The sequence below is a fragment of the Pseudomonas serbica genome (assembly GCF_028823535.1).
GTDB classification, from domain to species: Bacteria; Pseudomonadota; Gammaproteobacteria; order Pseudomonadales; family Pseudomonadaceae; genus Aquipseudomonas; species Aquipseudomonas serbica.
This window is the reverse complement of the sequence record NZ_JAQIYM010000017.1, coordinates 12,599-39,557: the sequence shown is the minus strand read 5'-3', so window position 1 is coordinate 39,557 and position 26,959 is coordinate 12,599. Positions and strand designations below refer to the sequence as shown.

The 26,959-nt window shown below is 56.4% G+C and carries 22 protein-coding genes and 3 pseudogenes; 15 read left to right on the top strand and 10 right to left on the bottom strand.

Features of this window, described 5'->3' with window-relative positions:
* Nucleotides 1-135 precede the first annotated feature (135 nt).
* The 8 genes from NQL71_RS24930 to gorA all read left to right on the top strand — a co-directional run bounded on the left by NQL71_RS24930 (nucleotide 136) and on the right by gorA (nucleotide 10,113).
* On the top strand, nucleotides 136-1,569 hold the full coding sequence (locus NQL71_RS24930) for an NAD(P)/FAD-dependent oxidoreductase (RefSeq protein WP_046820080.1): 1,434 nt from the start codon (nucleotides 136-138) through the stop codon (nucleotides 1,567-1,569).
* A complete protein-coding gene (locus NQL71_RS24925; protein WP_274643516.1) occupies nucleotides 1,566-2,417 on the top strand; it encodes a HemK/PrmC family methyltransferase in 852 nt (283 codons plus the stop codon). The genes NQL71_RS24930 and NQL71_RS24925 overlap by 4 nt, the downstream gene beginning before the upstream one ends.
* Nucleotides 2,418-2,439: 22 nt before the next feature.
* Entirely contained in the window at nucleotides 2,440-3,711 is a 1,272-nt protein-coding gene (locus NQL71_RS24920) for an aminotransferase class I/II-fold pyridoxal phosphate-dependent enzyme (RefSeq protein ID WP_046820078.1), read from the top strand.
* Nucleotides 3,712-3,754: 43 nt separating this feature from the next.
* The gene (locus NQL71_RS24915; protein ID WP_046820077.1) at nucleotides 3,755-4,090 is read left to right on the top strand and encodes a chorismate mutase; all 336 of its coding nucleotides are present in this window, start codon (nucleotides 3,755-3,757) and stop codon (nucleotides 4,088-4,090) included.
* Nucleotides 4,087-6,156 (top strand): aminodeoxychorismate synthase component I, encoded by a 2,070-nt coding sequence (gene pabB / locus NQL71_RS24910; protein ID WP_274643515.1) that lies wholly within the window; start codon nucleotides 4,087-4,089, stop codon nucleotides 6,154-6,156. The genes NQL71_RS24915 and pabB overlap by 4 nt, the downstream gene beginning before the upstream one ends.
* The gene (locus NQL71_RS24905) at nucleotides 6,153-7,025 is read left to right on the top strand and encodes a prephenate dehydrogenase dimerization domain-containing protein (protein WP_274643514.1); all 873 of its coding nucleotides are present in this window, start codon (nucleotides 6,153-6,155) and stop codon (nucleotides 7,023-7,025) included. The genes pabB and NQL71_RS24905 overlap by 4 nt, the downstream gene beginning before the upstream one ends.
* 162 nt (nucleotides 7,026-7,187) lie before the next feature.
* Nucleotides 7,188-8,648, top strand: coding sequence for an MFS transporter (locus NQL71_RS24900; protein WP_201343632.1), 1,461 nt, complete (start codon nucleotides 7,188-7,190; stop codon nucleotides 8,646-8,648).
* A gap of 106 nt (nucleotides 8,649-8,754) precedes the next feature.
* Entirely contained in the window at nucleotides 8,755-10,113 is a 1,359-nt protein-coding gene (gene gorA, locus NQL71_RS24895; RefSeq protein ID WP_274643513.1) for a glutathione-disulfide reductase, read from the top strand.
* Here the strand turns inward: gorA and NQL71_RS24890 are convergent.
* Nucleotides 10,110-11,123 (bottom strand): DNA-binding protein, encoded by a 1,014-nt coding sequence (locus NQL71_RS24890; RefSeq protein WP_274643512.1) that lies wholly within the window; start codon nucleotides 11,121-11,123, stop codon nucleotides 10,110-10,112. The two genes, gorA and NQL71_RS24890, sit on opposite strands and share 4 nt — an antisense overlap.
* Nucleotides 11,124-11,301: 178 nt before the next feature.
* Between NQL71_RS24890 and NQL71_RS24885 the strand changes: the two genes are divergently transcribed.
* The 3 genes from NQL71_RS24885 (at nucleotide 11,302) to ahpF (ending at nucleotide 14,644) form a co-directional block, all read left to right on the top strand.
* The gene (locus NQL71_RS24885) at nucleotides 11,302-12,240 is read left to right on the top strand and encodes a site-specific integrase (protein WP_274643511.1); all 939 of its coding nucleotides are present in this window, start codon (nucleotides 11,302-11,304) and stop codon (nucleotides 12,238-12,240) included.
* 138 nt (nucleotides 12,241-12,378) lie between these two features.
* Nucleotides 12,379-12,942 carry an alkyl hydroperoxide reductase subunit C gene (gene ahpC / locus NQL71_RS24880; RefSeq protein WP_007975937.1) on the top strand — a complete coding sequence of 188 codons (564 nt, stop codon included), beginning with the start codon at nucleotides 12,379-12,381 and terminating at the stop codon, nucleotides 12,940-12,942.
* 139 nt (nucleotides 12,943-13,081) lie between these two features.
* Nucleotides 13,082-14,644: an alkyl hydroperoxide reductase subunit F gene (gene ahpF / locus NQL71_RS24875; RefSeq protein ID WP_046820070.1), complete on the top strand. Its 1,563-nt coding sequence runs from the start codon at nucleotides 13,082-13,084 to the stop codon at nucleotides 14,642-14,644.
* Nucleotides 14,645-14,745: 101 nt separating this feature from the next.
* On the opposite strand, the pseudogene NQL71_RS24870 reads toward ahpF, so the two are convergent.
* The 4 genes and pseudogenes from NQL71_RS24870 to gloA form a co-directional block, all read right to left on the bottom strand.
* A pseudogene (locus NQL71_RS24870) lies at nucleotides 14,746-14,838 on the bottom strand (lactoylglutathione lyase); the annotation flags it as partial.
* Nucleotides 14,839-14,936: 98 nt separating this feature from the next.
* Nucleotides 14,937-15,023: pseudogene (locus NQL71_RS24865) on the bottom strand (lactoylglutathione lyase); the annotation flags it as partial.
* A 117-nt stretch (nucleotides 15,024-15,140) separates the two neighbouring features.
* Nucleotides 15,141-15,227 (bottom strand): annotated as a pseudogene (locus NQL71_RS24860) (lactoylglutathione lyase); the annotation flags it as partial.
* 117 nt (nucleotides 15,228-15,344) lie between these two features.
* On the bottom strand, nucleotides 15,345-15,866 hold the full coding sequence (gene gloA, locus NQL71_RS24855; protein ID WP_046820069.1) for a lactoylglutathione lyase: 522 nt from the start codon (nucleotides 15,864-15,866) through the stop codon (nucleotides 15,345-15,347).
* A gap of 145 nt (nucleotides 15,867-16,011) precedes the next feature.
* Between gloA and NQL71_RS24850 the strand changes: the two genes are divergently transcribed.
* Nucleotides 16,012-16,536: a DUF4946 domain-containing protein gene (locus NQL71_RS24850; protein WP_046820068.1), complete on the top strand. Its 525-nt coding sequence runs from the start codon at nucleotides 16,012-16,014 to the stop codon at nucleotides 16,534-16,536.
* 179 nt (nucleotides 16,537-16,715) lie between these two features.
* Here the strand turns inward: NQL71_RS24850 and NQL71_RS24845 are convergent, their stop codons facing one another.
* Nucleotides 16,716-17,078, bottom strand: coding sequence for a histone-like nucleoid-structuring protein, MvaT/MvaU family (locus tag NQL71_RS24845; protein ID WP_008065377.1), 363 nt, complete (start codon nucleotides 17,076-17,078; stop codon nucleotides 16,716-16,718).
* A gap of 226 nt (nucleotides 17,079-17,304) precedes the next feature.
* Nucleotides 17,305-18,837 carry an EAL domain-containing protein gene (locus NQL71_RS24840; RefSeq protein ID WP_046820066.1) on the bottom strand — a complete coding sequence of 511 codons (1,533 nt, stop codon included), beginning with the start codon at nucleotides 18,835-18,837 and terminating at the stop codon, nucleotides 17,305-17,307.
* 426 nt (nucleotides 18,838-19,263) lie between these two features.
* On the opposite strand from NQL71_RS24840, the gene hppD reads away from it, so the two are divergent.
* Nucleotides 19,264-20,340: a 4-hydroxyphenylpyruvate dioxygenase gene (hppD, locus tag NQL71_RS24835; protein WP_046820065.1), complete on the top strand. Its 1,077-nt coding sequence runs from the start codon at nucleotides 19,264-19,266 to the stop codon at nucleotides 20,338-20,340.
* Between the two features lie 125 nt (nucleotides 20,341-20,465).
* Here hppD and rarD read toward each other — a convergent pair whose 3' ends face one another.
* Together rarD and NQL71_RS24825 are read right to left on the bottom strand one after the other, a co-directional pair.
* A complete protein-coding gene (rarD, locus tag NQL71_RS24830) occupies nucleotides 20,466-21,347 on the bottom strand; it encodes an EamA family transporter RarD (RefSeq protein ID WP_077183280.1) in 882 nt (293 codons plus the stop codon).
* 82 nt (nucleotides 21,348-21,429) lie between these two features.
* Complete coding sequence (locus NQL71_RS24825; RefSeq protein WP_166619769.1) at nucleotides 21,430-22,449, bottom strand: aldo/keto reductase; 1,020 nt, start codon at nucleotides 22,447-22,449, stop codon at nucleotides 21,430-21,432.
* A 272-nt stretch (nucleotides 22,450-22,721) separates the two neighbouring features.
* On the opposite strand from NQL71_RS24825, the gene NQL71_RS24820 reads away from it, so the two are divergent.
* Nucleotides 22,722-23,864 carry a glycerate kinase gene (locus NQL71_RS24820; protein WP_274643510.1) on the top strand — a complete coding sequence of 381 codons (1,143 nt, stop codon included), beginning with the start codon at nucleotides 22,722-22,724 and terminating at the stop codon, nucleotides 23,862-23,864.
* A 136-nt stretch (nucleotides 23,865-24,000) separates the two neighbouring features.
* Here the strand turns inward: NQL71_RS24820 and NQL71_RS24815 are convergent, their stop codons facing one another.
* On the bottom strand, nucleotides 24,001-24,360 hold the full coding sequence (locus NQL71_RS24815; protein ID WP_274643509.1) for a DUF6124 family protein: 360 nt from the start codon (nucleotides 24,358-24,360) through the stop codon (nucleotides 24,001-24,003).
* Between the two features lie 575 nt (nucleotides 24,361-24,935).
* Between NQL71_RS24815 and NQL71_RS24810 the strand changes: the two genes are divergently transcribed.
* On the top strand, nucleotides 24,936-26,909 hold the full coding sequence (locus NQL71_RS24810; protein WP_274643508.1) for a hypothetical protein: 1,974 nt from the start codon (nucleotides 24,936-24,938) through the stop codon (nucleotides 26,907-26,909).
* Nucleotides 26,910-26,959: the final 50 nt, after the last annotated feature.

The following is a 26,959-nucleotide window of genomic DNA, read 5'->3' as shown; positions in this document are numbered from 1 at the left end:
CTTATGTCAATTTGTAACGTGGAAATATCATGAAATAACTCGCGCATTGAATTGCGATGTGATGAAGCCTTAGAAATAAATTGTTTCCTGATTAATAATTTATTTCTCCGTTGCTGGTGACGGTTCGAGGTTTACATGGAATTCGATGTTATTGTCGTGGGTGCAGGAGCAGTTGGTGGCTCAATTGCATATGAGCTATCAACACGAGGATTAAGTGTATGTCGCGTTGGTGAGACGGATCGCACAAATGCAGCGTCAAAAGCCGCGGGAGCTATGAATGGATGTTTCGGGGAGGTAACAAGCGGGTTACTTTCGAGCGATTATGGTCGATTGAAACTAGATATGGACCGACAAGCCCAACACCTGTGGTCAAGCTGGGCGCAGCGGTTGGCAACCTCTTCAGGTAATTCTAGTTCGTTATTTACCGCTATTGGGACCCATGTGCTGCTTAATACCGCCGGCATGGATGAGGTAGACAGCGTTAACTACGACACCATCGAAAGTACCCTTCGTGAGTATGGTGAACCGTTCGAAATTGTTGATCCACGCAAGATGGAGTGGCTTAAGCCCAACCATCTGGTTCGCCCTCTGCGGGGGTTATACATACCAAACGAACATTCGGTGAATTCGCACCTTTTACTGGAAAAACTGGATGCTGCATTTGTCACCGAAGGCGGCACTCTGAAAAATGAGAATGCTAAGCGAGTGTTGGCTGAGGGTGGGGTAGCAACGGGTGTCGAGTTGTGCAGTGGGGAGGTTCTCTGGGCAAAGAAGGTTGTGGTTGCCGCAGGCGTTCAATCTCTGGATTTGCTCAGTGGTTTCGACGAACTTGTAAAGAAAATTCCACCGCTGTTCAGTGGTTATGGCGTTTCCATTCTCGTAAAGATGCCAGAAGGGGTCGATTTACCAAGTTCGGTCATACGGACGCCAAATCGTGCCTTTGCATGCGGCTTACACTGCGTCCCTCGTGGGGATGGAGTCTTGTATCTGGGCGCAACTAACATTATTTCGGAGCGGCCAAAGCAACAGGCTCTCATATCAGATGTTCAGTTTTTACTTGATTGTGCTGTTGATCAATTGAATCTGGACCTTCATGGCGCTGAAATAATTTCCATACAAGTTGGCAATAGACCAATTCCAGCAGATGGTTTCCCATTGATTGGCGAGTGCTGCATCAAAGGTCTTTGGCTCGCAACAGGTACCTACCGAGATGGCCTTCACCAATCACCATTGTTGGCGCGCTATATAGCTGATTGCCTAACCGATGTAGAGACTCCCGATCTGGATCTCAGCCCTTTCAAACCAGTCCGTGCTCCGTTATCTGGGTTTGCCCGCGAGCATACAGTCAGGGAAACGGTACAGCAGATGTTTGCCACAGGATATGAATATCGTTGGGATATAAAACCTTATTGGTTTCCTCTTCTGGATGAAGGGCTGTCGCGTAATTATGAGGAGCTGATAAATGACTTGCATCCGTCATTTACGCCCCCGCCGGAATTGGTGGCGTTCTCTTATCTTTATGAGTCGATCTTGAAAAGACTTTCGCAGTATTACAAGGAGTGGTCATGAGTCTTACTGATCGTGAGTATCTTGCTATTAGTCAAGCGCGGGCCATGTTGCAGGAATCTGGTGTCTGGGACTTGGAAGAAGATTTGAGTTGTCTTATAGATCGCTATATCGAACGGGTGGATAAAGGCCGTGCGATCGAAGAATTTATGTTGGCGGTTCAAGAGCGCTGTAACCGAATTCCTCTCGGGCATATTGTTGGCATGGTGGAGTTTGACGAAATGCCGCTGGTGGTAGGTACCGGCGTGTTTATCCCCCGTCCTCACAGCCAAATCATTCACAAGTGGCTGGAGGCCAACGCTGCGCTGCGATCGGGAGCGAGTGTTCTCGATTTGTGTGCTGGAAGCGGAGCGATTGGCCTGGCGATCGCACGGCGCAGACCAGATCTGAAAGTGACATGCGTGGAGTTTGATGAGATAGCGGTGCAGTACCTCAAGCGCAACATCGACAGGCTTGCCTGCAAGGGGATACGGGTCAATCTCTTGCAGGCAGACATTCGCGACGAACAGGCATTTACGCGATTCACACATGAAGTTGGCTTGATTGTCGCTAATCCTCCGTACGTCCCACAGTCTCAAGAGTTGCTGCCTGAGTGGAGTGATCACCATCCACAGGCGTCAGTCTATTCCGGGGTCGATGGTCTTGAACTGATACGGCAAATCATCTCGCTCGCGAACCACTTACTAAGTCGAGAAGGTTGGTTAGTCATTGAGCATGGCGAGTCGCAGGCCCAAGCGGTACGCGAACTGTTTAAGCAGAGTCAGTTGACGAATATAAAGACGGTAATCGACAAGGAAGCGTCCGACGCGTCGGGCAGTTCAGTAATGACCATCGGATGTAAATCTCGTTGATTTTCATAAAGGAGTTTTAGCAATGGATGCGCAAACTAAACAAGACTGGATGAGCGTTCGTCGCGGTAACACTACTGGGGCGCTGGCGAAGGCTTACGAGGAAGGACTGACAGGTTTTACCGTTGCGAGTCGTGTGGGTAAGGACATTACCTTGCAAGATGGAGGTACGTTCACTGAGTTCGTTTCCTGTTCGTACTTGGGCTTAGAAACCCATTCGGCCTTGATCGACGCCGCACACCGCGCAATGGAAACTTCCGGACTGCACCTGTCGTCTTCTCGAAGTGCAATGCGCCCGAGTTACCTGCCTCAACTGGAAGAGTTGCTTGGTCAGGTTTACAGAGGTAGTGGCGTCGCGGTGTTTACCTCTACCAGCAGTGTCCATTTAGGTGTTTTACCGTTGCTGGGGAGTGGTTCGTTGAGTAGGTATCCGGTCAAAAAACGAATCCACTGGCTAATGGACAAAACCGCCCATGCTTCGATGCAGGTGCTTAGGGGGATTTTGGAGCAGTTCGGTTCTGTTTCTAGAGTTGAGTCCACCAATCCAGAATCGCTGACCACAGTGCTGAAAGACTGCACCGACAAAGGTGAGACTCCTGTGCTTTTGATCGATGGAATTGGGTCGATGAGTGGTCTTGTACCCATCGCCGAGCTCTCTCGGCAGCTAGAGTCGGCGCGGGGATACCTTTACGTAGACGATGCTCATGGTATTTCGATCGTTGGACGTCATGGTGCGGGATATGCCTTTTCAGCGGTTGATCACTCGTTACCAGCAAATATTATTCTGGCGGGGTCTCTCTCAAAGGCCTTTGGTGGCTCGGGTGGTTTTGTCGTGGTTTCAGATCCACGGGATATTGAAGTTATCCGAACCCTGGCGAATCCACTGATATTTGGTCATTCCATTATGGTGCCCATGCTGGCGGCCAACGTTGCCTCGGCGAAAATTCATCTCAGTGAAGAACTCGATGTGCTGCAACAGCGACTTTGGGAAAACGTCAGCCTTTTAGATTCCCTCACCGATAACCGGTTGCTCAACGCAGGTATTCAGTCACCTGTCAGAGGAGCGTTCTTTGAAACAGAGGAGGCCGGTTTGCAGGCTGCAAGAACCCTACGTGACCAAGGCATGCTGCTCTTCCCGGTGTTTTATCCAATTATTGCTAAAGGCAAAGCGATGTTGCGTTTTGCGGTATCAGCAAGCCACAGCGACAAAGACATCAGGTTATTAGGGGGGGCTTTGGAGGCTATGACGAGCAAAGGGCTATGGACGCCTGCTATCAACGAGCTGGATCACGCCTGACTGACAACTCTTTTCCAGAAATTGGCTAACGGAGGTGCAAAAGATGAAGCGACAGGGACAGTTATCTCAGACAGGCACGTCTAACATTTTGCAGCCGCAGCGGGAGCGGCTTGACTTGATAAATTTGCAAGTTGTCGACCTGCTTTCTGAGCGAATGAAGGTGTGTATGGACATTGCCGAGCTCAAAGCCGTCCATGGCATTGCGATGATGCAACCCGGACGAATTTCCTACGTGCTCGATATGATTAAGACTAGATCGGAGGCGGTGGGATTGAGGCCAGAATACACCGAGTCGATATTCAAACTGATTATAGAAGAGACCTGTATCCAGGAAGACGTCCTGATCAATCAGTGTCTGGCCCCGAGGCAACCCTCATGAAAATATTGCTGATTGATAACTTCGACTCCTTCACCCAGAACATTGCTCAGTATTTGTATGAGGTGACAGGCATTTGCGCAGATGTAGTCAAAAATACCATTCGGTATGATGCATTGGGCATCGAAAAATATGACGCTGTAGTGCTGTCGCCTGGTCCAGGGCACCCCGGAGATGAGGGGGATTTCGGTGTTTGCGGTGACGTCATCCTCCATTCCCCTGTCCCGCTGCTCGGTATTTGTCTGGGACACCAAGGTATCGCTCAATTTCTTGGGGGGACCGTGGGGCACGCTCCCCACCCTGTGCATGGCTATCGCAGTCGCATTACTCATTCAGGTAAAGGGCTCTTTCGCGATTTGCCGGATCAGTTCGAAGTGGTCAGATACCATTCGTTGATGTGTACAAGCCTACCAGCAGAGCTCCAATGTACGGCCTGGACGTCTGAAGGTGTGGTCATGGCAATCGAACACGTCACCAGACCGGTTTGGGGGGTCCAGTTTCACCCTGAATCTATCGATTCAGAATATGGCCATGCGCTATTGAGCAACTTCATACGCATGGCGCTAGAACATAACGACAGCATTAGAACTCGCTTAGAGTCCGGCATGGAATGTACGTCGTCAAAAAACGCATACGTCGCAGTAGGGGGGATGCTGAATATGCAGCTTGCCTATCGCGAGTTTTCCGAATGCACGGATCCACAATCAGTATTTTCATCGCTCTATGCAGATGATCATTATGCTTTTTGGCTAGACAGCGAGAAGTCGGAAAGACCTAATGCCCGCTACTCGATCATGGGTAGTGGGGAGGCTCAAGGAGCGATAAGGCTTGAGTACGATGTCAACGATGAGTGCCTGAAGCTTGAGGGCCCCAAAGGTAAAAAAAGTATCAAAGGAGACTTTTTTACGCTGACTGCACAGATCTTCGAAGCCGTGCAGGTGGCAACCCCTCAGTACTTGCCGTTTGTTTTCAAGGGTGGTTTTGTCGGCTACCTCGGTTACGAGTTGAAAGCACTGGCGGGTGGACACAAAACCTATCGTTCGGTTTATCCGGATGCTTCATTCATGTTTGCACCGCATTTCTTTGTCTTTGATCATCATGAAGACAAGACCTATGAATGCATGATGACTGCTACTGGCGATGCTGTTGTTTGGCCGTCCTTACCTGATTTTCTTGATCGTAATGATGAGTCAGCTGGTCATTGCAGTACGTTTATTCCAGGTGCTGTAGATCAGCTGAAGCTCTCGCTCGAGGATGGGCCAGGTGATTACATAAGTAAGATCAATCAATCTCTCAAGTACATCACTGATGGAGAGTCGTATGAGATCTGTCTGACCAACAGGGCGAAAATGGCGTACGGCGGTGCGCCTTTGAGTGCTTATCGGCGAATGCGCCAGGCCAGCCCAGTCCCCTACGGCGCCTACCTCTCGTTTGAAGGATTTTCAGTATTGAGCGCTTCGCCCGAAACCTTTCTCAGAATTGACGACAGCGGATTGATAGAGTCCAGACCGATCAAGGGGACCAGGCCGCGTAGTGAACAATTCACAGAGGACCAAATACTGCGGGATGAGCTATGCAGTTCGGCCAAGGACAGGGCCGAAAACCTGATGATTGTCGATTTGGTGCGCCATGATTTGAATCAAGTGTGTCGTCCAGGGAGCGTTCATGTTCCTGAGATTTTCTCAGTGGAAAGCTTTTCTTCGGTTCACCAACTGGTCTCAACGGTTCGTGGGCACCTTCGCTCGGATGTTTCAACGATCGAAGCTATTCGAGCCTGTTTCCCGGGCGGCTCAATGACGGGAGCTCCGAAGAAACGCACGATGGAAATCATTGACGTATTGGAGTCTTCTGCCCGCGGTGTCTACTCAGGTGCATTAGGTTGGTTATCTTTTAGTGGTGGAGCAGAACTGAGTATCGTCATCCGAACAGCAGTGCTGCAGGGTAGCGAGGCGAAATTTGGAATTGGTGGCGCAATTGTTGCCCACTCCGATCCACAGCAAGAGCTTGAAGAAACTTTGGTCAAAGCTAGCGTGCCTTATTACAGTTTTGTCGCAGGGAGCGAATCATGATGAGCGAAACGGTTGTTGTATTGGGTGGGGCGGGTTTGGTTGGTTCGTTGATCAGCCGCATTCTTATGCAATATGGATACGATATTCGGGTGGTGGATCGCAGGCCTTCGGAACAGAAAATTGGCCTCTATGAAGTTGATGTCACAAGCCCGTTCAGCAACACCGAGCACATCTTCCAAGGGGCAGTTGCAGTGGTCTTTGCGCTGCCCGAAAACGTGGCTATCCGGGCAATACCATGGGTAGTTGGCTCCGTTTCGAGCGATGTTGTGTTCATACCGACTTGCTCTGTTCAGGAGCCATTTTACAGAGCATTGAAGGATACCTCGTGTCAGCAGCCTTTCGTCGGTGTCAATCCGATGTTTTCACCCAAGCTCTCCGTTCAGGGGCGCACCGTCGCAATTTGCCTAGAAGACGGCGACTCGCCTTCGACCTTCATTGAGCAACACCTGATGGGGGCTGGGATGAAGGTAAAACGAATGACGCCGGTGGCCCATGATGAACTCATGGCGCTCTGTCAGGCGCTGCCCCATGCCGCAATTCTCGGGTTCGGTTTAGCGTTGGCAAGGTCTTCGCTAGATCTGGAAAGCGCTCTTGAGGTGATGCCGCCTCCAATGCGCACAATGATGGCGTTATTGTCCCGGGTTCTGGTGAATCCACCTGAAGTCTACTGGGACATACAGTTAGAAAATGACCAGGCCAGCCATCAACGCGCTGCGCTGATGGAGGGGATGGAACGCTTGATGAAAAATGTCCGTAATCAGGATTACGACGAGTTCAGACGTGACCTACAAGGCGTTTCAAGTACATTGGGCAGTCGTTTGAATTCTGGAGCCGTCGATTGTCAGCACATTTTTTCATTGCTGAACTGATTAAATCCTCGCCAAGGAAGTGCGTAGGAAACGCTTCACGGGTGCAACGAAAATGTCCCGTGAATTTTTTGTGTGCAGTAAGGAGTTTTACCCATGGCATTAATAAATGAGGCGGCTCACCGCGGAGCGAGATCAAAGCGTTGGCTAGGCCTAAGCGTGCTGATGCTGCCTGTATTGCTGGTGACAGTTGACAATACGGTGCTTGGATTTGCGTTGCCAAAGATTGCCGAGGCCCTGCGTCCGAGCGCTAGCCAGCAGTTGTGGATGATTGATGCTTATTCGCTGGTATTGGCGGGGTTGCTGGTGTCGATGGGTAGTCTGGGAGATCGAGTCGGTCATCGTAAGTTGTTGTTGGCCGGGTCCTTGGGTTTTGCGATTGTGTCGGTGCTAACCGCGTATGCCGATACCGCCACGCAGCTGATTGCCGGGCGAGCTTGTATAGGCGTTTTCGGTGCGATGTTGATGCCCTCAACGTTAGCGTTGATACGATCGGTGTTCGAGGACCGAGAAGAACGCAGACTAGCAGTCGCGATCTGGGCAACGACGTTGACGGTCGGCTCGGCACTCGGTCCTTTGGTGGGAGGAGTGTTGCTGGAATTCTTCAGTTGGGGGTCGATTTTCCTGTTGGCGGTGCCCGTGTTGGTGCCATTGCTGGTGTTGGGGCCGCTGTTGTTGCCCGAATCCGAGCGAGATACTTCTGGACCGTTGGATCCGATAAGCATCCTGCAATCGATGTTCGCTCTTGGTGCCATTGTTTATGGCATTAAACACAGCGCCAGTAATGGTATCGACTGGATGGCGCTGACAGCATTTGCAGTAGGCGCAGTAGCGGGCTGGATGTTTGTGCGTCGACAGTTACGTCTGCCAGTGCCGCTGATGGACCTGACTCTATTCCGCAGTGGCACCTTTAGCGGCTCCGTCGTGATCAATTTGATGAGTCTCGCGTTTCTCGTCGGCTTCGTATTCTTTACCACTCAGTTCCTGCAGATCGTTCTTCAGATGTCGCCCTTGAGTGCCAGCCTCGCGTTGGTGCCTGGTCAGGTCATGGCGATTGTCGTGGGGATGGCGGTCGTGCCTGTCGCACAGCGATTACAGGTGCATGTGCTGATACCGATTTTGATGGCGTTTGCGGGAGCGGCGTTTTTGCTGGTCGCCAGCATGGGCAGTAGCCTGACCGTTCTAGTGGTGGCTTTTGCCTTGCTGAACATTGGCGTGGGCGCGATCGCGACGGTGTCCAATGATGTGATTTTGTCAGCTGTACCACCAGCAAAGGCGGGCGCCGCGTCGGCCATTAGCGAAACGGCCTATGAAGTGGGCGTAGTTTTGGGGACGACAGTGCTCGGCGGTGTTGTCACCGCCTACTATCGCGGTGCATTGCAGCTTCCGGGGTTCCTGAACGAAATGCAGATTATGCTGGCAAGTGAGACGCTGTCTGGCGCCTATCATGTGGCGGCAGAGTTATCGGGTGGTCAAGCAAGGGAATTGATGGCGCAGGCGGGAAGGGCATTCAAAGGTGGAATCGGTTTGGTTTCGTGGGTGACATCCGGCTTGGCACTCATGGCGATTTTGATTGCCTGGCACACTCTGCGGACACCGAAAACGCAATCTGCAAAGGGGCATTGATCGAAAACAAGATTGGGCCGCGCATCGCGCGTCCCGAGCATCTCAGCGCAACGCTTGCTCAACGGCCGTCCGCAGGTATGCTGTTCACCTGCCGAGGAGATTGAAAATGGCCTACGATTTTGACCTTTATGTGATTGGCGCCGGTTCTGGCGGTGTGCGGGCGGCTCGGTTTGCTGCCGGTTTCGGCGCGAAAGTGGCCGTGGCCGAGAGTCGCTACCTGGGCGGTACTTGTGTGAACGTCGGCTGCGTACCGAAAAAGCTGCTGGTCTACGGCGCGCACTTCGCCGAGGATTTCGAGCAGGCATCGGGGTTTGGCTGGAGCCTCGATGAGGCGCAGTTCGACTGGGCGACGCTGATTGCCAACAAGGACCGCGAGATCAATCGCCTCAACGGCATTTACCGCAACCTGCTGGTCAACAGTGGCGTGACGTTGCACGAAGGCCACGCCAAGATCGTCGACCCGCATACCGTCGAGATCAATGGCGAGCGCCACTCGGCTAAAAACATCCTGATCGCCACCGGCGGCTGGCCGCAGATTCCGGAGATTCCCGGGCACGAGCACGCGATCAGCTCCAACCAGGCGTTTTTCCTCAAAGAGCTGCCCAAGCGCGTGCTGGTGGTGGGCGGTGGTTATATCGCCGTCGAATTCGCCGGGATCTTCCACGGCCTTGGCGCCCAGACCACGCTGCTGTACCGCGGCGAACTGTTCCTGCGCGGCTTCGACGGGTCCGTGCGCAAGCATTTGCAGGAAGAGCTGACCAAGCGCGGCATGGATCTGCAATTCAACGCAGACATCGAGCGTATTGATAAGCAAGCCGATGGCAGTCTGAAGGTGACGCTCAAGGATGGCCGGCAGCTGGAGGCCGACTGCGTGTTCTACGCCACCGGTCGGCGGCCGATGCTGGACAATCTGGGGCTGGAAAACACCGGGGTGAGGCTCGACAAGAAAGGCTTCGTCGAGGTGGATGACCTGTACCAGACGGCCGAGCCTTCGATCCTGGCCTTGGGTGATGTGATCGGTCGGGTGCAGCTGACACCCGTGGCGCTGGCCGAAGGCATGGCGGTGGCGCGACGCTTGTTCAAGCCTGAGCAGTATCGCCCGGTGGACTACAAGATGATCCCGACGGCGGTGTTCAGCCTGCCGAACATCGGCACTGTGGGCCTGACCGAGGAAGAGGCGCGGGACGCCGGCCATGAAGTGCAGATCTTCGAAAGCCGCTTCCGGCCGATGAAGCTGACGCTGACCGAATGCCAGGAGCGCACGCTGATGAAGCTGGTGGTGGACGCCCGGACCGACAAGGTGCTGGGCTGTCACATGGTCGGTCCGGAGGCTGGCGAAATCGTCCAGGGCCTGGCCATCGCCTTGAAGGCTGGCGCCACCAAGCGCCACTTCGACGAAACCATCGGCGTGCACCCGACGGCCGCCGAAGAGTTTGTCACCCTGCGTACACCGGTCGGCGGTTAATCGTCTTTGGCTGCGCCTGGCGCTGCTGCAACGGCAGCTGCCAGGCGAACGCTTTCTTCCAGGTCCGCCTGGGTTTTCAGCAGTTCGATCTCCAGTGACTTGTTGACCTGCGACTGCTCCTCGACGCTTTGTTTGAGTGCCTGGCTTTCCAGCATGGCGACGCGCAGGCGTTCCTGGAGGAGGGTGCGTTCGCTATCGACGCGAGTGGCCTGGTCAAGCAGTTGATCCTGGCGGCTATTGCTTTGCTTGAGCTGCTCTTGCAACAGGCTCAGCTCACGCAATGTGCCGCGATTCTCGGTCAGCAGGCGTTCGTTGTCGCGGTGCAACTGGGTAATTTCGTCCTGGCGCACCAAGGCGCTTTGCTGTGCCTGGCGCAACTCCATCTGCAGTTGCTGCACCTGACCTTCGTGGCGGTGTTGCTCTTGCTCGCGCTGCTCCTTGACCGCATTGCGATAGTGCTCAAGGGCGTCTCGGCTGTGCAGGTGTTTCTCTTCGAGCGAGCGAATCTGCTCGTCCTTGTCTTTCAAGCGCAGTTCGAAATCCGCCAGTGCCTGGCTCAGCCCGGCATTGCGGGTTTGCTCGCCCTGAAGCTGTGAGCGCGTGGTTTGCAGTGCCTCGGATTCCTGGGTCAGTGCCAGGCTTTGCAGTTCGTAGTGCTGCTGCAATTGCGTATTGGCTTGCTCGGCTTGATGCAGCTGGGTTTCCAGCGCCTTGCGTTGCTGCTCGTACTGTTCGCGGGCCTGGTCGATCGGTTCCTGCGCCTGCTCCTTGAGTCGTTGCGCCAGGCGCGTCACCAGGGCCAGCAATTCGTCGTCGATCGGCTCGGACGGTGTCTCGTCAGTGTCCGGGGTGCTGTCCTCGAGCTCCTTCATATAGCGATGGATCGTGGTTTTCGAACCGGTATTGCCCATTTCGATGCGCACGGCATCGATGCTCGGGTTTTCGCCACGGGCAATGATCGCCAACCGCGCCGCTTGCACCACTTGTTTATTCACGCCGACACGGGCCATGAGAACTCCTGCGTTTTTACTGTGTGGTACGTACCACGTATATACACATTGTACCACTCTTTGGATTACGCTGGATATCCGATTAACCTGATACGGGATATACTGGTATTACCCCATGTGATGAGGGTTTTGCGGTTCTTTGGTCCGCAAAAGCAGTACGCATTAGAGAGGCGAGCCCATGACCGAGCTGGACCGTTACCTGCAAGCCGCCACGCGCGACAACACCCGCCGTAGCTATCGGGCGGCCATCGAGCATTTCGAGGTGAATTGGGGCGGCTTCCTGCCAGCGACCGGCGACAGTGTGGCGCGCTATCTGGTGGCGCATGCGGGTGTGCTGTCGATCAACACCTTGAAGCTGCGTTTGTCGGCGCTCGCGCAGTGGCACACCAGCCAGGGTTTTGCCGATCCCACCAAGGCGCCGGTGGTGCGCAAGGTGTTCAAGGGCATTCGGGCGTTGCATCCGGCCCAGGAAAAACAGGCCGAGCCGCTGCAACTTCAGCATCTGGAGCAAGTGGTGGCCTGGCTCGAGCTGGAGGCGCAAACCGCCAGGCAGCAAGGGGATCGACCTGGATTGCTGCGTGCCCGGCGCGACATGGCGTTGATCCTGCTGGGTTTCTGGCGTGGCTTTCGCAGCGATGAGCTATGCCGCGTGCAGATCGAGCACGTGCAAGCGAGCGCGGGTTCTGGCATCACGCTGTACTTGCCTCGCAGCAAGAGCGACCGGGAAAACCTCGGCAAAACCTACCAGACTCCCGCGTTGCAGCGCTTGTGCCCGGTGCAGGCCTACATCGACTGGATCACCGAGGCCGCGCTGGTTCGCGGCCCGGTGTTCCGAGGCATCGACCGTTGGGGGCATTTGAGCGAGGAGGGCTTGCACGCCAACAGCGTGATCCCGTTGTTGCGCCAGGCGTTGGGGCGCGCAGGCATATCCGCCGAGCACTACACCAGCCACTCCCTGCGCCGCGGTTTTGCCTCGTGGGCACATCAAAGTGGCTGGGATCTGAAATCGTTGATGAGCTACGTCGGTTGGAAGGACATCAAATCCGCCATGCGCTACATCGAAGCCAGTCCGTTTCCCGGCATGGCCCGTCTCGCGGAAAAGCCTGTGGAGTCGTAAATTCGGTTTGCTTCTATTAATACCGTTGGCTAATAGCGAAAGCCAATCAGCGGCATGAGGTTTGCCAATGAGCCAACCGTCCGTCGAGTGGGTAAAGTTCTCTCCATCAACTTCTTAACCCCTGACGGAGAGTCAACGATGCCTATCATCAACAGCCAAGTTAAACCCTTCAAAGCTGACGCATTCAAAAACGGCGACTTCGTAAAAGTTTCTGACGCCGACCTGAAAGGCAAGTGGTCCGTGGTGTTCTTCTACCCGGCCGACTTCACCTTTGTCTGCCCAACCGAGCTGGAAGACCTGGCTGACAACTACGACGCCTTCCAGAAGCTGGGCGTCGAGATCTACAGCGTTTCCACCGACACCCACTTCGCCCACGCTGCCTGGCACAACACTTCGCCAGCCATCGGCAAGATCCAGTACACCATGATCGGCGACCCGACCCACGCCATCTCCCGCAACTTCGACGTGCTGATCGAAGAAGCTGGCCTGGCTGACCGTGGCACCTTCGTGATCAACCCTGAAGGCCAGATCAAGATCGTTGAACTGAACGACGGCGGTGTAGGCCGTGACGCTTCCGAGCTGCTGCGCAAGATCAAGGCGGCCCAGTACGTCGCTGCTCACCCGGGCCAGGTTTGCCCAGCCAAGTGGAAAGAAGGCGAGGCCACCCTGGCGCCGTCCCTGGACCTGGTCGGCAAGATCTAAGTCTGTGACGCGCTTCATCAGGGCGGACTTCCGCACCTTCTAAGCAAGCTGCACCGCCCAATAAAAACGCCCGGGCGAGATTCGCTCGGGCGTTTTTTCATGTCTGCTCCAAATGAATCAGAAAAAGGAAATCGCCCGTATGTTGGACGCCAATCTTAAAGCCCAGTTGAAATCGTACCTGGAACGGGTCACCCAACCGATCGAGATCGTTGCCTCCCTCGACGACGGTGCGAAATCCCAGGAAATGCTCGCACTGCTGAAAGACGTTGCCAGTCTTTCCACCCAGATTACCTTGCTCGACAACGGTGATGACGCACGCAAGCCATCGTTCTCGATCAATCGCCCAGGCGCCGATATCAGCCTGCGTTTCGCCGGCATCCCGATGGGCCACGAATTCACATCCCTGGTGCTGGCCTTGCTGCAAGTCGGCGGCCACCCCTCCAAGGCCAGTGTCGAAGTGATCGAACAGATCCGCTCGCTCAAGGGCGAGTTCAGCTTCGAGACTTATTTTTCGCTGTCCTGCCAGAACTGCCCGGACGTGGTCCAGGCGTTGAACCTGATGGCGGTACTCAACCCCAATGTCCGTCACGTCGCCATCGACGGCGCGCTGTTCCAGGCCGAAGTCGATGAGCGCCAGATCATGGCGGTACCGAGCATCTACCTCAACGGCGTGAACTTCGGCCAGGGCCGCATGGGCCTGGAAGAAATCCTCGCCAAGATCGATACCAGCGGCATCGAGCGCCAGGCCGAGAAGCTCAGCGCCAAGGACGCTTTTGACGTGCTGGTGGTCGGCGGTGGCCCGGCCGGTGCTTCGGCGGCGATTTATGCCGCTCGCAAAGGCATTCGTACCGGTGTCGCAGCCGAGCGTTTTGGCGGCCAGGTGCTCGACACCATGGCCATCGAAAACTTCATCTCCGTGCAAGAAACCGAAGGACCGAAACTGGCGGTGGCACTGGAAGAGCACGTCAAGCAGTACGACGTGGACATCATGAACCTGCAACGCGCCGACAAGCTGGTGCCCGGTGTGAATGGCGAGCTGCATGAAGTTCAATTCGCCAGTGGGGCAAAGCTGAAAGCCAAGACCGTGATCCTGGCGACCGGCGCGCGCTGGCGCGAAATGAACGTTCCCGGTGAGCAGCAATATCGCAACAAGGGCGTGGCGTACTGCCCGCACTGCGATGGTCCGCTGTTCAAAGGCAAGCGCGTTGCTGTGATTGGCGGCGGCAACTCCGGCGTCGAAGCGGCCATCGACCTGGCCGGTATTGTGTCCCATGTCACGCTGCTGGAGTTTGATGTACAGCTGCGTGCCGATGCGGTGTTGCAGCGCAAGTTGCACAGCCTGCCGAACGTGACCGTGATCACCAATGCGCAAACCACTGAAGTGACAGGCGACGGGCAGAAAGTGAACGGCCTGCGCTACAAGGATCGTCAGACTGACGAACTGCGCAGCGTGGAACTGGAAGGGATCTTCGTGCAGATCGGCCTGTTGCCTAACACCGATTGGCTCAAGGGCACCATCGAATTGTCACCCCGTGGCGAGATCATTGTCGATGCACGCGGTGAGACCTCGGTGCCTGGCATCTTCGCCGCTGGTGACGTGACGACAGTGCCGTACAAGCAGATCGTGATTGCAGTGGGCGAGGGCGCCAAGGCTTCCCTGAGTGCGTTCGACCACTTGATCCGTACCTCCGCCCCGGCGTAATACCGGACGCTGAAAACACAAAACCCCATGAGTGATCATGGGGTTTTTTTGTGTTTCGCTGGTTCCCACGCAGCAGCGTGGGAACGATCATGCGGGGGGCGTTAAAGGGTCGCTGGCTGAATGATTTCGAACCAATACGCATCCGGGTCCTTGATGAATGCCAGGCGCTTCATGCGGCCGTCGTTCAGGCGCTGGGAATGCAGCCCGGGACGCTCCGCGTCCCAAAAGCGTGACGCAGAGCGTCACAGGAGGCGTTACCACGCAGAGCGTGGGAACGATCATGCGGTGGGCGTTAAAGGGTCGCTGGGTGAATGATTTCGACCCAATACGCATCCGGGTCCTTGATGAACGTCAGGCTCTTCATGCGGCCGTCGGTGATCGTTCCCACGCTCTGCGTGGGAATGCAGCCCGGGACGCTCCGCGTCCCAAAAGCGTGACGCAGAGCATCACAGGAGGCGTTACCACACAGAGCGTCGGAACGATCATGCGGGGGGCGTTAAAGGGGAGCTGGCTGAATGATTTCGACCCAATACGCATCCGGGTCCTTGATGAACGCCAGGCGCTTCATGCGGCCGTCGTTGATCGTTCCCACGCTCTGCGTGGGAATGCAGCCCGGGACGCTCCGCGTCCCAAAAGCGTGACGCAGAGCGTCACAGGAGGCGTTACCACGCAGAGCGTGGGAACGATCATGCGGCTGGCGTTAAAGGGGCGCTGGCTGAATGATTTCGACCCAATACGCATCCGGGTCCTTGATGAACGCCAGGCTCTTCATGCGGCCGTCGTTCAGGCGCTTCTGGAAGTCGCAGCCCAGGGCTTCGAAGCGCTCGCAGGCGGCAACGATGTCCGGCACGGAGATGCAGATGTGGCCGAAACCGCGCGGATCGGTATTGCCGTTGTGATAGGCGAAATCCGCATCGTTCTCGGTGCCGTGGTTATGGGTCAGTTCGAGGATGCCGGGGATCGACTTCATCCACTCCGTACGCGCGGCGGCATCGGCCGGAATCTGGCTCTTGTCCACCAGGGCGAGGAAGTACAGGCTGAACTCCGCTTCCGGAAAATCGCGTTTCTCCACCAGCGAGAAGCCGAGGATGCGCGTGTAGAAGTCCAGGGACTTGGTGATGTCCTTGACCCGCAGCATGGTGTGGTTGAAGACGAATTTCTGGGTGGCGGTGTCGGGCTGTGCGGTCACGCCGGGGAAGGTATTCAGTTCGTGCAGGCTCATGGGCCCTCCGGAAAATAAATGGGGCAAACGAATGACGTCAATGATACGCATCGGTTGCGACATCACCAAACCCAAAGCGTCTGCTATTGCCTGACCGCCGGTCGAGGATCAAACTTCAGGGCTAACTGGCTGGGTGTTGATTGCAATGATTCAATTGTGCAGGTCGTTGATTATCTTGAGTGGCGTGCTTACGGTCATTACCCAGGCCTGCGCCGATGAGCCGGTGGTCACCTGGCCGCCAGGCTGGCAGGTCGAAGACGTTGCCCAGGGAGAGGCGGGTGCCGAAGTCAGTCGCCAGCGTGCGGTCAAGAACGATGCGCAAGGCACGCCGGTGATGGTGATGGAACTGACCATGACCCGGGTGCAAAGCGGTCATCAGGTGAACCTGGAAGGTGTGTTGCTGGAGATGCGCAAATCGGTGCAGAAGGACTTTTTCCAGGGTGGCTATCAAAGCGTCTGCAACCGGATTCACTCGGCCACCTTGAGTCGCCTGGCGGCCCTGGAAACCACCTGCACCATCACGCAAAATGGACGACATGTACTGTCTCAAACATTGGTCGCCGCCGTCGATGCCGATAAGGCCTACGTTCTTTCCTACGCCGGGCAGGCACAGGCTTATAAGGCCAGTCAGAATGAAATAGAGGCTACACGTAACGGCTTGAAACTTTAGTTACAGGTCTCGATAAGCGCCGAATTTCTGCCCGTGCCGAGAGTTTTAGATAGCCAAAAGGATTAAGCACAAAGTTGCCTCGAAAGTAGCGTTTTGATCGACCGATATGCTTGCATTTAGATGCTATGAAATGAAAAAAGCCCTGCATGTGCAGGGCTTTGTTTTTTCAGTGCGAGGGTTCAGCCACGCAGCCAGGAGTCAACGGTGGCGGCACCGTATTGTTCCTTCCAGGCCTTCAGCCCACGATGGTTGCCACCCTTGGTTTCGATCAGCTCGCCGGTATGCGGGTTCTGATAAACCTTGACCACGCGAGCGCGGCGGGTTTTCGGCGCGGCCTGTTGCAGACCGGATTTTGCCGGGTTCGGGTCGAGGATGGCGATAATGTCGCGCAGGCTCTTGCCGTAGGTTTTCATCAGCCCCTGGAGCTTTTCCTCGAATTCGATTTCTTTCTTGAGCCCGGCATCGTTCTTCAGGGATTCAAGCTGCTTGAGTTGCTCTTGAAGGGCTTTTTCAGCTGCACGAAATTCAGCGAGTCTGGACAATATCTTTACTCCAATAGTGTGTTTGGCTGATACCAACCGCAAACAAAGCTATAAGCCAAGAGCCTTGAAGCGACTCGGTGATAAATGGCTCACCTGCCAATCTAGCGCAGGCATGAAAAATTGTAGTAGTTAATTGATCAAGAGTAAATCATGTCTTTTTCTTCATGTAACAAGAGTTGTGCCTTGATTCTAAGGGGGCGGGCGGTGCGCTGCTAAAGGCCACTAGTTAATGCTCACTTAATGCATTAATGAAGTCTGCCGCAGGCATCGGTCGGCCAAACAGATAACCTTGCAGGTAGTTCACATGGTGGGCTGTGAGGTAGTCGCTTTGCTCAGCGGTTTCCACACCTTCGGCAACCGTGGGCAAATTGAGCTTGGCCGCCAGCTCGATGATGCTGTCCAGAATGTGGCTGGAGAGGGTGTCGACGCCGATCATGGCGACAAAGCTCTGGTCGATTTTCAGGAAATCCACGTTGAACTGGCGCAGGTAGCCCAGGCTCGAGTGGCCGGTACCGAAGTCGTCAATGGCGATCATCACACCCAGCTCATGCAACTGCTCGAACAGTTGATGGGTGATGGCCGTGGGCTCGATCAGCTTGCGTTCGGTCAACTCCAGTACCAGGTGGATGGAGCCGGGGACAAAAGCGCCGAGGAACTGGCGGCAATCCTCGACCAGCGCAAGATCGCGGCAATGATCGGCGGTGATATTGATGCCGATATGAAACGGCTCGACAAAGGTCGCCGAGCGCGGTGCCAGCAGCTTGGCGGTCTGTTGCATGATCGAGCGGGTCATTGGCACGATCAGTCCGCAGTGTTCGGCAAACGGAATGAACAGGTCGGCGCGTACCAGGCCTTCTTTCGGGTGGTTCCAGCGCATCAGCACCTCGATCCCCGTGCATTGTTTACTTTGCGCATCCACCACGGGCTGGAAATAGGGTACGAACTCCGCCGCGTCCAGTGCGCGTTGCATCTCAACGGTCGGGGACGACGAGCGCTTCTGTATGACATGCCCGATAAAGCCGGAAACAACACCGAAGAACACTAGCAAGCTGAACAAGGGTGGGTATTCACTGCTCATGTAACGCCACACTTCGCCTTTGGGGAAACCGGCCTGCACACTGAAGGGATAACGCGAAGAAGTCAGCCTGTTCTGCGCGATGGGGAACTCGGGCGGCTCGCCTTCATGAAAACTGCCATCAGCGGACAGCCAGTCAGGGCCTACTTGCAACAGCAGCAGTTTGTGGCGCCCGATCAGGCGCAAGAGATTACTCAGGTGGTAACCGTCCAGCGTACTCATGGCGCCCCGTTTGCCCTCGCTGAGTCGATAAACCAGCAACGCGGTATCGGGCGTGACCGGGTTGCCCTTCATCAACAACAACTGGCCGTCGGCATAGTCTGCGGAGGCAATTTTTTCGTGATAGTCGCCGAACAGGGAACTGCAATAGATCGTGTCGTCCCACAGCAGGTTGGTTGAGCGCACGAATGGACGCTTGGTGACCTGCTCGCGCAACGCCAGGTTGACGTCAATGCAACTTTGGCCAGCCAGCGGCAACAACTCGCGTGCCGCCTGAGCGGTGTTGTCGAGCATCAGTTCGAACTGGCGAAGGGCTTCTTCAGCGGTTTGCTGGCTACTTTGCCGGAGTACACGTTCGGCCTGCATATGAAGGATGGCAAAACCCAGCAGCACCGGGAGCAGTCCACTCAGCAGGGTCACAGCGACCCTCATGCGGCGTTGGCGGGCTTTGGTTTTCAGTGGCATTCGCGAAACCTGTATCAATGAAGTCGGGCTCTCAAATGCTGGCGGGGCGTGATGCCTCCCATGAAGAGTTCAAGTACGACGCAGGATAGTTGGCCCTGGGCACTTATGCCGCTCAAGGTAGCCCGACCCATACCCGTGCAACAAACCCCTTGCACGACGGGAGAAAAAGGGGATTTGATACAGGAGGCGGACAAATTGATTTACGCTGTGTAGAATCAGGTTACGCATACAATAATAATCGTCTTCTGGCAGCAGAAGCCTCGCCCTCAGAGCCTTGGGTCGACAATGAAGATATTCGGGTTCCAATTGATCTACGGTGATTTCCTCGCCCGCAGCGTGCGGGGCATCTCCTGTGCGCCACCCACCGGTCTCAGCATTGCTAGCAACTAACATTCGTTAATTGATACAAATGATGAGGCGCCAACCATGGCAGATTTATACGAAAACCCAATGGGCCTGATGGGCTTTGAGTTCATCGAACTGGCATCGCCAACCCCCAACACCCTGGAGCCGATCTTCGAGATCATGGGCTTTACCAAGGTTGCGACCCACCGCTCCAAAGACGTACACCTGTATCGCCAGGGCGCGATCAACCTGATCCTCAACAACGAACCGCACAGCGTCGCCTCGTATTTCGCCGCCGAGCATGGTCCGTCGGTGTGCGGCATGGCCTTCCGGGTCAAGGATTCGCAAAAGGCCTACAAACGTGCCCTGGAGCTCGGCGCCCAGCCGATCCACATCGAGACCGGCCCGATGGAGCTGAACTTGCCGGCGATCAAGGGCATCGGCGGCGCGCCGCTGTACCTGATCGACCGCTTCGGCGAAGGCAGCTCGATCTACGACATCGATTTCGTGTTCCTGGAGGGCGTTGACCGTCATCCGGTCGGCGCTGGCCTGAAGATCATCGACCACCTGACCCACAACGTGTATCGCGGTCGCATGGCCTATTGGGCGAACTTCTACGAGAAGCTGTTCAACTTCCGTGAAATTCGCTACTTCGACATCAAGGGCGAGTACACCGGCCTGACCTCCAAGGCCATGACCGCGCCGGACGGCATGATCCGCATCCCCTTGAACGAAGAATCGTCCAAGGGCGCCGGGCAGATCGAAGAGTTCCTGATGCAGTTCAACGGCGAGGGCATCCAGCACGTGGCCTTCCTCAGCGATGACCTGATCAAGACCTGGGATCATCTGAAAAGCATCGGCATGCGCTTCATGACCGCGCCGCCGGACACCTACTACGAAATGCTCGAAGGCCGCTTGCCAAACCACGGCGAGCCGGTGGGCGAGTTGCAGGCGCGCGGCATCCTGCTGGATGGTTCGTCCGAGTCGGGCGACAAGCGCCTGCTGCTGCAGATCTTCTCGGAAACCCTGATGGGGCCGGTGTTCTTCGAGTTCATCCAGCGCAAAGGGGATGACGGCTTCGGTGAAGGCAACTTCAAGGCGTTGTTCGAGTCGATCGAGCGGGATCAGGTGCGTCGTGGCGTGCTGTCCACTGACTGATTTGTCAGCGCTGTAAAACTGTGGGAGCGGTCTTGCCCGCGAAAGTGGTCTGTCAGTCTCTGGTAACGTTGACTGATGCACCGCTTTCGCGAGCAAGCCCGCTCCCACATTTGCTTTGTCGGCGCTTAAGGTCGCCGCTGCCGCATCAAATGCTTGAACCCCTCAAACACCAATACCACTACCGCCATCCAGATCGGAATGTAGGTCAGCCATTCCCCAGGCTTGATGCTTTCCCCCAGCAACAACGCCACCCCCAGCAACAGCACCGGCTCGACATAACTCAACAGCCCGAACAGGCTGAACGGCAGCAAGCGACTGGCGATGATGTAGACCACCAGCGCCGAAGCGCTGATCAAGCCCAGCAGGGGAATCAGCCACGCCAATGCCGGGTGCTGGTCGAAGACACCGAAGCCCTGCTCGCCACCGTGCACGAACCCGTACGCGATCGGCAGCATCAGGGTCATGTCCAGCCAGAGCCCGCCGAGGTTATCGGCCTTCAGCCACTTGCGCAGCACGAAGTACAGGGGGTAGCCGATGACCACCACCAGGGTCGCCCAGGAAAATCCGCCGACCTGATACAGCTCGTTGACCACGCCCAGGCTGGCGAAGAACACCGCGACTTTTTGCAGGTAGGACAGCCGTTCACCGTAGGCAATACGTCCGGTCAGGACCATGGCCAGCGGCAACAGGAAGTAACCCAGGGACACGTCGAGGCTGTAGCCATTGAGCGGGGCCCACATGAACAGCCAGAGTTGTACGCCCAGCAGCGCCGCTGACAATATCAAGCCGCCGATCAGCTTCGGTTGTGCGCCAATCCTGCGCAGCAGGTCGATGACCCGCCGCCATTCCCCGGACACCAGCATGAACACCGTCATGCAGGGCACGGTCAACAGCATGCGCCAGCCGAAAATCTCCACACCGCTCAACGGCTTGAGCAACGAGGTGTAGTAATACATGACGGCAAACAACACAGAGGCTGAAACCGATAAAGCGATACCTTTTGACAAGCTGTCCTCGCGAGGTTGTACATAAAACGGGCTGCGGAGGATACGTGGTTTTTGTGCTGAATATTGGCCGGATGATCAATATTTACAACATTGCGTCATGCGGCTTACGGCCGGACACGAAATGGCTCACATCATTGAACCCCGGGGTCGACGCATGCCCCGGCGTCACCAGGGAATCGATAAATGCTTCATCCTCTGCGGTAATCTTCACCGCCTGCGCCTTGGTGTAGGCGTCCCACTGTGCTTCGGTGCGCGGCCCGACGATGGCCGAGGTTACGGCGCTGTTGTTCAGCACCCAGGCGATCGCAAATTCGACGATGCCCACACCGCGTTCCTGGGTGTATTGCTGGATCTGCTGGGCGATGCGCAAGGACTCCACGCGCCATTCGGTTTCCAGGATGCGTTTGTCCGCACGTCCCGCGCGGCTGTTGGCGTCGGGCTTCACGTCCGGCGCATATTTGCCACTGAGCACACCGCGGGCCAGAGGGCTGTAAGGCACCACACCGAGGCCATAATTTTGCGCGGCGGTGATCTGCTCGGTTTCAGCCTGGCGGTTGACGATGTTGTACAGCGGCTGGCTGATCACCGGCCGGTCGACACCGAGCTTGTCGGCCACGCGAATCACCTCGGCGATGCGCCAGCCACGATAGTTCGACAGCCCCCAATAGCGGATCTTGCCCTGGCGAATCAGATCGCCAATCGCCGACACCGTGACCGCAAGCGGCGTGTTGTGGTCTTCGCGGTGCAGGTAATAGATGTCGAGATAGTCGGTACCCAGGCGCGTCAGGCTGGCGTCGATGCCATTGAATACATGCTTGCGGCTCAAGCCGCTGCGGTTCGGCACACCGTCGGCCGGGCCGAAACCGACCTTGGTCGCCAGCACCCATTCGTGGCGGTTGCCGGCGATCGCTTCACCGACGATTTCTTCCGAGCGCCCGCCTGTGTAGACGTCGGCGGTGTCGATGAAATTGATGCCCTGGTCCCAGGCCTTGTCGATGATCCGCAGGGAATCTTCGGTGCTGGTCTGTTCGCCGAACATCATGGTGCCCAGGGTCAGGGTGGACACCTGCAAACCCGATTGACCCAGCGTGCGGTAGCTCATGAGGAAATCCTTTTGCCGGTTGGAAGGGCTTTCAATCAAATACCAGAACGGCGGCGTGGGGCAACCTGAAATATCAAACATCCCGAATCAAAATTGTGGGAGCGCGCCTGCTCGCGATGGCGCACAGACAATCAACGCCGATCCGGGACTTATCGTCTCTGTCTCGGGTTTTGTGAGAATGAACAATATTCCTCCATGCCACTTGTGCAACAGACCGGCGTTATTGTTTATATCGGCTGACAGCATGAGCGCATTGGAACTGGAGAACTCGTATGAAAATCGTCATTGCCCCCGATTCGTTCAAGGACAGCCTCAGTGCTCAAGACGTAGCGGACGCGATTGCACGCGGTCTGGCTGAAGTTTGGCCCGATGCACAGTTGATCAGATGCCCGATGGCCGACGGCGGTGAGGGCACCGTCGCGGCGGTGCTCGCGGCTTGCGGTGGCGAACGGCACCAGGCCGAGGTGTGCGGACCACTGGGCGAAACGGTCACTGCGACGTGGGGCTGGTTGCCCGACAGCCACACCGCAATCATCGAAATGGCCGAAGCCAGCGGGTTGCAATCGCTTCCGGTCGAGCGCCGCGATGCCTGCATCAGCAGCACCTTTGGCACCGGTGAACTGATTCGTGCAGCACTCAATGCCGGAGCGCAGCGGGTGATTCTGGCGATTGGCGGCAGCGCCACCAACGACGGCGGCGCCGGGGCCATGCAAGCCTTGGGCGTGAGGCTTCTCGACGCGCAGGGCCAGGCACTTGAACCCGGCGGCCTGGCACTGGCGCAACTGGCCCGCATCGATCTCGACGGCATCGATCCGCGTCTGGCCACGGTGCGTTTCGACATCGCCGCCGACGTCGACAATCCACTGTGTGGCCCCCACGGTGCGTCGGCGGTTTTCGGTCCGCAAAAAGGTGCAACGCCTGCGCAGGTGGAGCAACTGGATCGGGCCCTCGGGCACTTTGCCGATCACTGCGCGAAGGTCTTGAAAAAAGACATGCGCGACGAAGCGGGCAGTGGTGCGGCAGGCGGGTTGGGGTTTGCCGCCAAGGCGTTTCTAGGCGCGCAATTCCAGTCCGGGGTGGATGTGGTGGCGGAACTGGTGGGCTTGGCAGAGCAGATCGAAAATGCCGATCTGGTGATCACCGGCGAAGGCCGTTTCGACGCACAAACCTTGCGCGGAAAAACACCGTTTGGCGTCGCAAGGATTGCCAAACAACACGGTGTGCCGGTGATCGTCATCGCCGGTACCTTGGGTGAGGACTATCAACAACTGTATGGCCACGGCGTCGATGCCGCGTTTGCCCTGGCGAGCGGGCCGATGACACTGGAACAGGCCTGCGCCCAAGCGCCGCGCTTGTTGCAAGAGCGGGCGACAGACATCGCCCGGGTCTGGCGGATGGCCGCCCGCACACTCTGACATCTACCGCTATCCCTGTAGCAGCTGCCGAAGGCTGCGTCCGGCTGCGTAGCAGCCGTTTAGACAGACCGTCAGGCGACCGCTTCGCGCTCGAACGCAGCCTGCGGCAGCTGCTACAGGGTTTGCGAAGCGCTCGTTACTCAGGCGGATCGACTTGATCCAGCACCCGGTTCGCCGTGATCTCCGCCAGCATGATGCTGTTGGAAATGCCCAGCAGGGCGTTGCGTGATCCACCGTCCAGAAGATCCACCAAGTGATGGACCATCACATCGACCGAAGCGAGTGTCTCGACCAGGTAAACCATCAAGGTTTCGGTCGTGGCCTGCGGGTCGACGGTAAACAGGGTGCTGGGTGTACGCGGCGTGGCTTTGATGTCGGCGGTCGAGGGGAAGTGAAAGTCGAGGGCGCGTTCGGCAGCGTCGTTGAGTTTGTTTGAATCGGGTTCGTACGGAGAGACCGGATCGGTGTCCGGCGGGTTGGGTGAAGGCTTTATCATATTTCGTGCTCCAAGAACGTGGAGCCGTCACCGAGTCGCTGCTAAACGAAGGGTGGCAGCTGTGCGCAGGTTAGCAGACCGGGGAGACACGAAACCGGCGCGCCCGAAGGCGCCCTGCGCACAGCTACCATGAAGTGCAGGCAACGAAATGACCTGACTGTCTGGAATGCAAATGCGCTTCGTATCACCATGGGCTGCTAAACCCGATCACTGATGGGCAGTGACACGAATCAAGTTACCGGGCGGCCCCAAGGCGCACAAGCCGGCGGATTCTGGCGTAACCGTAGGCAATGACGCAAGGTCTTGTAGCTTTCATGAAGTAACCCTCAGCGCTTTTAAACAAACGCTCTTCGCCGATGTTTAAGGACCGGGTTCACGCCGTCTCCACAACGCGAAAGTCTGCAGGTACCTGTCAACTTTGACAGTTACGCAGTTGCTAAAAAAGCTGTCTACTTCTCCCCAGCGCAGAACGACGGGATGCGTTTGGGTAGTGCCCGGCAGTATTCGGTCTGCTTTTCGAACTGAAGCGCCATGGAAAGTCCTGGGCGCCGGTAGTGCATACGGAGAGCGACAACATGGCTGGTTCAGATAAAAAAGAGCGCAAGCTTGCTTCCGGCGAACCCACATTCGGCGGGACACAGCCGCTGGTGGTCCAGGACCCGGACGTTTCGCATTTTGTGATGACCGGGAATCCAACGGGGCTGATTCCCAGGGCAGCACTTAACGCAGATCAAAAAACCACGATCACCGCATGGAACGGCGCGCTCCCACCCAATGGACGTACCGACACCGTCAGGCTTCAGATTACGCGCTGGGGCAGCAACGAATGGACGACGCTTCCCCCGGAACAATCCTTTACAGGTGGCGATACTTGGGTGCCTCTGGTATTTACCATCCTCAGCACGTTCTTTCTGAAGACCGAAAACGAAGGTGCCTTCGACCTCAGATACGAGCATGAAAACTATCTTGGTGTGACCGATTACTCGGGACGCGTACCCATCCATATCGACAAGGTCCCGCCCAATGGCGCGACACCTCCGGCCAAAATGGTGTTTGCGGTCACCGCTCCCATCACCGATGCAACGTTTGGCACGAATGATTTTCTTGAGGCCACTATTCCGATGTGGACCGGCGACCTACTCGACGCTCAAGTCGCCTTCGGCTGGTTGAAAGGTGAGCTGCCCGAGGACCCTGGCGATATTGACCTGATCGGTCCGGAGTCAATTGCGCCTGGCGAGAAGGTAAGAATTCCTAAAGACAAATTCATCGCGGCAGGGGACGGCCTGTGCTGTGGTGGCTACGTCCTCATCGACAAGGCCGGCAACATCAGTGCGCTGTCTCTGTATGAACTTATGTCTGTGGCGCTTGGGCCGTTACCGCCCAAGCCACTGCCCAAACCCACGGCGGCGGACCCCACCGGCGGTGAGTTGCTTCGTGAAGACATTGTGAATGGCGGCGTTTTGGTCAATGTACCGCACGTCACTAATGGCAAGTCCACCGACACCCTTGTTATCAAGTGGAAAGATCAGGAGCTTAAACCCGGGACACCTGTCGGCGCTAACCCCGCCAACGGGATCGATATCTTTGTGCCATGGGACATGATTCTTTCCGCCTATGGCAGCGCGACGGGGGTTGTAGACATTCCGCTGAGCTACACGGTGCTGCGTGGTGTAGAGCCTTTTGCCTCGGACATCGAAACGGTGAAATGCAACCTTTCTGTCGCGGGGCCGGACAACCCGACCCCGCTACCCGGCAATTCGAAGCTGGAGAAGGTCACGATTGTGGGCAAGTCGGGGGTCGATGACGTATTGATCGACACTGATGAAGACGAGGACATTAATGCAAAAATAGAACTCATCGCGCCGCTGAAAAACGGTGATTCCTATCAGGTCATGTGGAACGGAACACCTATTGGTGATCCCTATGTCATCGATGTCGCCGACGACACGGTGGGGGACACAATCGAGATTCCGCTCGACTGGGACGTGATCCGCGACGAGGGCCCCAGTGCGACCCTGCCGGTCTGGTATGTGCTGACCAACCCTGCCCACGTCAACCCGCAAGAGCCCGACCCGCGTACGTCGGTCAAGATCGATTTCCTGGTTTTCACCTTGCCGGAAGCTGTGCCTTTGCATACCAATTCGGCCGGGATCGTGACCTGTAATTCATTACGCTGGGATGCCGGAAAAACAACGTACGGCATTGAGTACAGAATTCCACCCAGCGGCCTGCTCAAGGAAGGCGATGAAGTCAACGTTGTGTGGAAGGCCTACACGGATTTTGATAACCCGACCGAGGTGACTTCAGCCGAGAAAAAACGCACGTTCACCGACATCACCGACGCGCAGGCTAGAGACGGGATTGTCTGGCTCATCGAACCCTACGCCACGCACGTGCTGCCCACCTGGTCGAAAACATTGCCGTTAGGCAAGGGCGAAGTGACTTACACCATCACGGGTAAACCCGCCTCATCAGATCCCACCAACACCGAAGTCGGTTTGTCACAGGGCGAAGGGAGTTGCAACATTCCGCCTGCTCCAAACCCTTGAACACGCACATCTGCAAATAACGCCAGCCAGTAAATGCGCGTCGCGCTGAC

Coding starts and splice junctions, on each gene's coding strand:
- NQL71_RS24925 (WP_274643516.1), top strand. CDS start 1,566: ATGAGTCTTACTGATCGTGAGTATCTTGCTATTAGTCAAGCGCGGGCC.
- NQL71_RS24840 (WP_046820066.1), bottom strand. CDS start 18,837: ATGCCACTGAAAACCAAAGCCCGCCAACGCCGCATGAGGGTCGCTGTG.
- gloA (WP_046820069.1), bottom strand. CDS start 15,866: ATGAGCCTGCACGAACTGAATACCTTCCCCGGCGTGACCGCACAGCCC.
- NQL71_RS24915 (WP_046820077.1), top strand. CDS start 3,755: ATGAAGCGACAGGGACAGTTATCTCAGACAGGCACGTCTAACATTTTG.
- NQL71_RS24825 (WP_166619769.1), bottom strand. CDS start 22,449: ATGAGCTACCGCACGCTGGGTCAATCGGGTTTGCAGGTGTCCACCCTG.
- NQL71_RS24890 (WP_274643512.1), bottom strand. CDS start 11,123: ATGGCCCGTGTCGGCGTGAATAAACAAGTGGTGCAAGCGGCGCGGTTG.
- gorA (WP_274643513.1), top strand. CDS start 8,755: ATGGCCTACGATTTTGACCTTTATGTGATTGGCGCCGGTTCTGGCGGT.
- pabB (WP_274643515.1), top strand. CDS start 4,087: ATGAAAATATTGCTGATTGATAACTTCGACTCCTTCACCCAGAACATT.
- ahpF (WP_046820070.1), top strand. CDS start 13,082: ATGTTGGACGCCAATCTTAAAGCCCAGTTGAAATCGTACCTGGAACGG.
- NQL71_RS24850 (WP_046820068.1), top strand. CDS start 16,012: ATGATTCAATTGTGCAGGTCGTTGATTATCTTGAGTGGCGTGCTTACG.
- NQL71_RS24920 (WP_046820078.1), top strand. CDS start 2,440: ATGGATGCGCAAACTAAACAAGACTGGATGAGCGTTCGTCGCGGTAAC.
- NQL71_RS24820 (WP_274643510.1), top strand. CDS start 22,722: ATGAAAATCGTCATTGCCCCCGATTCGTTCAAGGACAGCCTCAGTGCT.
- NQL71_RS24885 (WP_274643511.1), top strand. CDS start 11,302: ATGACCGAGCTGGACCGTTACCTGCAAGCCGCCACGCGCGACAACACC.
- NQL71_RS24900 (WP_201343632.1), top strand. CDS start 7,188: ATGCTGCCTGTATTGCTGGTGACAGTTGACAATACGGTGCTTGGATTT.
- NQL71_RS24810 (WP_274643508.1), top strand. CDS start 24,936: ATGGCTGGTTCAGATAAAAAAGAGCGCAAGCTTGCTTCCGGCGAACCC.
- NQL71_RS24905 (WP_274643514.1), top strand. CDS start 6,153: ATGATGAGCGAAACGGTTGTTGTATTGGGTGGGGCGGGTTTGGTTGGT.
- hppD (WP_046820065.1), top strand. CDS start 19,264: ATGGCAGATTTATACGAAAACCCAATGGGCCTGATGGGCTTTGAGTTC.
- ahpC (WP_007975937.1), top strand. CDS start 12,379: ATGCCTATCATCAACAGCCAAGTTAAACCCTTCAAAGCTGACGCATTC.
- NQL71_RS24930 (WP_046820080.1), top strand. CDS start 136: ATGGAATTCGATGTTATTGTCGTGGGTGCAGGAGCAGTTGGTGGCTCA.
- NQL71_RS24815 (WP_274643509.1), bottom strand. CDS start 24,360: ATGATAAAGCCTTCACCCAACCCGCCGGACACCGATCCGGTCTCTCCG.